This window comes from Dysosmobacter sp. (assembly GCF_034093755.1).
Taxonomy (GTDB): domain Bacteria; phylum Bacillota; class Clostridia; order Oscillospirales; family Oscillospiraceae; genus Oscillibacter.
The window spans coordinates 1-3555 of record NZ_JAXEBZ010000006.1 but is presented as its reverse complement, the minus strand read 5'-3'; the positions used below and the strand labels follow the sequence as shown (position 1 = coordinate 3555).

Here is a 3555-nt window from a genome sequence, read left to right as displayed (position 1 = left end):
GCGAGACCGTGGAGACCCTGGACGGCACTGCCCGGGCTCTGACCGAGTCCATGCTGGTCATCGCCGACGAGAAAAAGCCGGTGGCTGTAGCCGGCGTCATGGGCGGCGGCAACTCCGAGATCACCGACAAAACCGTGGACGTGTTCTTCGAGTCCGCCAACTTCAACGGCGTCTCCATCCGCAAGACCGCCATGGCCCTGGGCATGCGCACCGAGGCCTCCGCCAAGTTCGAGAAGGGTCTGGACATCCTCAACACCCTGCCCGCCGTCAACCGGGCCTGCGAGCTGGTGGAGCTGCTGGGCGCCGGCGAAGTGGTGGACGGCGTCATTGACATTCTGAACTATGTGCCCCAGCCCCGGGTGCTGAAGCTGGAGCCGGAGAAGATCAACGCCCTGCTGGGCACCGACGTGCCCGCCGACGAGATGGTCCGCATTCTGGAGAAGCTGAGCTTTACCGTGGAGGGCGATCAGGTGACCGTTCCTTCCTGGCGCGGCGACGTGGAGGCCATGGCGGACCTGGCGGAGGAAGTGGCCCGGTTCCACGGCTACAACAACATCCCCTGCACGCTGATGCGGGGCCAGACCACCCTGGGCGGCTACTCTGAGGAGCAGAAGCTGGAGCAGCTGCTGGGCCGGGTGTGCCGGACCTGCGGCTATGACGAGATCATCACCTACTCCTTCATCTCCCCCACCTACTACGACAAGATCCGCTGGCCCGAGGACGATCCCCGCCGTCAGAGCTTCAGAATCCTGAACCCCCTGGGCGAGGACACCTCCATCATGCGCACCACCGTGCTGCCCTCCATGCTGGAGATTCTGACCCGGAACTACAACTACCGCAACAAGGCCGCCAAGCTGTACGAGGTGGGCCGCATCTACCTGCCCGGCGGCGAAAACGGCCTGGCTGTCGAGTCCCGGCTGCTGTCCGTGGGCGCCTACGGCCCCGACATGGACTTCTTCGCCATGAAGGGCGTCATTGAGGCCGTCCTGAAGGAAATTCGGGCCGCCGACGTCCGCTTCGAGCCCTGCGCCGACAACCCCTCCTACCATCCCGGCCGCTGCGCCGCCGTCTGGTGCGGCAGCCGGCGCATCGGCGTGTTCGGCCAGATTCACCCGCTGGTGGCCCGGAACTACGGCGTGGACGCGGAGTTCTGCTGCGCCGAGCTGTCCTTCGACGCGCTGATGAGCGCCCGGGGTGCTGACGCCCAGTACGTGCCCCTGCCCAAGTTCCCCGCCGTCACCCGGGACATCGCCGTGGTCTGCGACAAGGCTGTCACCGTGGGCGCGCTGGAGGAGTGCATCCGCCGGGGCGCCAGGGGGCTGCTGAAGGACGTCTCCCTGTTTGACATCTACACCGGCGCCGGCATCCCCGAGGGCAAGAAGAGCGTGGCCTTCAACCTGACCCTCCGGGCCGATGACCGCAACCTGACCTCCGAAGAGGCGGACGCCGATGTGAAGAGCATTCTGGAGCTGCTCGCCGCCGAACTGAACGCCGTCCTCCGCTGAGCACCCATTTTCTCCGGCCGGAACACCGGCCGGAGAAAATTTTTGCGGTATTGCTTTACAGGTGCGGAAAAAAGGAGTATACTGACATTAATTATTTGGATCGAAAAGGTGGTGTCTGTATGGATGATTTTACCCGCAAGTTCAGTATCGCCCGGGATAAGGATGAGGAAATCCACATGATCCTGTCCTCTGTCTACCGGTCGCTGGAGGAAAAGGGCTACAACCCCATCAATCAGATCGTGGGGTATATTCTCTCCGAAGATCCCACCTATATCACCAACCACAACAACGCCCGGACTCTGATCCGCAAAATCGACCGGGACGAGCTGCTGCAGGTGCTGGTCCGCCACTACCTGAACCAGTAACAAACTGTAACTATTTTTTCCGGTTTTTTTGCCGTGCCTGACGGGAAATTGGGAGTTTTATCCTCCCCACTCCCGGCAGGCACGGTTCTTTTTCGGCATTTTGTCAAAAACACCCAGGATTTTCCGTCAGAAAAACCCATTGACAATGTTGACAGAACGGAAAAAATCTGTTACAATTTGGTTACAAAATTTTCAAAGGAGCATATTATGGCTGAAGCAAAAACCACCAAGGCCGAAGGCCTTGTTTACCGGGGTCATCCCCTCCGCCGTGTTGACAACCTGATTTACTACGGCATGATGTCCGACAAATATATCATCATGATGCAGGTGCTGGACACCAAGACCGTGCAGGACCTGAAAGTCGCCACCCGCGTCTCCGTTCAGCTCCAGCTGACCGATCCCGACCTGAAGTTCCGGGACCGCGTGGTCAGAAAGAGCGAGAAGGACAGCCTGTACGCCGCCATGGACATCGGCGCCATCTGGCTGGAGCGGGCTCTGGCCGGCAAGGAGAAGTAATCCCTTCCCGTTCCCCCTTTAACAAAAGAGAAACGAAAGGAAGCGTACCCCATGAGATTTTTCGCAGGCAAGGCCAGCAAGTTCTTGGTTCTCTCCGCCGCAGCCGCGCTGCTGCTGACCGCCGGCGCCTTTGCCGCCGAGCAGGCGGTGGGCGTGGGCGCCACCACCGGCTCCTCCGTGCGGCTCCGGGCCGAGGCCTCCACTTCCTCCTCCATCCTCACCACGCTGGACAAGGGAACGGCCATGGCCATCCTCAGCCCCGCCGCCGACGGCTGGTACCGCGTGGCCTTCAACGGCAGCACCGGTTTCATCTCCGCCGACTATGTGGTGGAGGATCAGGACGGTGTGTTTGAGGCCAACGGCCGGGTCAACAGCGACGGCGTCAACGTCCGTGCCGCTGCCACCACCGATTCCGAGGTGCTGGCCTCCGTCTCCACCAACGCCCCTGTCACCGTCACCGGCTTTGCCGACGGCTGGTTCGCCGTCACCTGCCAGTATGGCACGGAGGGCTATATCCGCAGCGATTTCGTGGATCTGACCAACGCGGCCGGAACCGGTTCCGGCGGCAGCGGTCTGGTCTCCTCCGCCATGCAGCACCTGGGCACCCGCTATGTTTACGGCGGCGCCTCCCCCAGCGGATTTGACTGCTCCGGCTTTACCATGTACATCTACAATCAGTACGGCGTGTCCCTCCCCCACACCGCCAGCGGCCAGTGGCAGTCCGGCAAGGGGGCCAAGATCTGGTCCGTCGGCGAGCTGCAGCCCGGCGACCTGGTGTTCTTCAACGATCCCAGCCGGAACGCCGGAAAGGCCTGCTCCCACGCCGGCATCTACATCGGCGGCGGTGAGTTCATCCACGCCTCCTCCGCCAACAGCGGCGGCGTTGTCATCAGCAATCTGACCAGCGGCTACTACAACACCTATTTTGTGGGCGGCCTGCGGATTCTCTGATTCGATACGATTTGCAAAGCTCCCGCGCGGTTTTACCGCGCGGGAGCTTTTTTAGCAAAGGCTATGTCACAACAAATGGTTGATTTTTGACGAGAAATAGCGTATAATAATAGTAAGAAACAGTACCACCGAAGGAGGTAATTGGATATGCCTACTATCAAAGACGCATTAGATATTATCGGTAAGTTGACTGTCGCAGAGCAGGAAAGCCTTAAAAC

4 protein-coding genes are annotated in these 3555 nt (G+C 60.6%); all 4 read left to right on the top strand.

The window, feature by feature from the left end:
* Positions 1 to 1505: phenylalanine--tRNA ligase subunit beta (gene pheT, locus SOX55_RS00400; protein WP_325285453.1), on the top strand; the 1505-nt coding region annotated here is incomplete at its 5' end.
* Between the two features lie 119 nt (positions 1506 to 1624).
* Entirely contained in the window at positions 1625 to 1870 is a 246-nt protein-coding gene (locus tag SOX55_RS00395) for an IreB family regulatory phosphoprotein (protein ID WP_325285452.1), read from the top strand.
* Between the two features lie 207 nt (positions 1871 to 2077).
* A complete protein-coding gene (locus tag SOX55_RS00390) occupies positions 2078 to 2386 on the top strand; it encodes a hypothetical protein (protein ID WP_325285451.1) in 309 nt (102 codons plus the stop codon).
* A 51-nt stretch (positions 2387 to 2437) separates the two neighbouring features.
* Positions 2438 to 3337: a C40 family peptidase gene (locus tag SOX55_RS00385; protein WP_325285450.1), complete on the top strand. Its 900-nt coding sequence runs from the start codon at positions 2438 to 2440 to the stop codon at positions 3335 to 3337.
* The last annotated feature ends 218 nt before the right edge of the window (positions 3338 to 3555 follow it).

Bases quoted from the DNA above. Each gene is read 5' to 3' on its own strand.
- SOX55_RS00395 (WP_325285452.1), top strand. From the start codon at position 1,625: ATGGATGATTTTACCCGCAAGTTCAGTATCGCCCGGGATAAGGATGAG.
- SOX55_RS00390 (WP_325285451.1), top strand. From the start codon at position 2,078: ATGGCTGAAGCAAAAACCACCAAGGCCGAAGGCCTTGTTTACCGGGGT.
- SOX55_RS00385 (WP_325285450.1), top strand. From the start codon at position 2,438: ATGAGATTTTTCGCAGGCAAGGCCAGCAAGTTCTTGGTTCTCTCCGCC.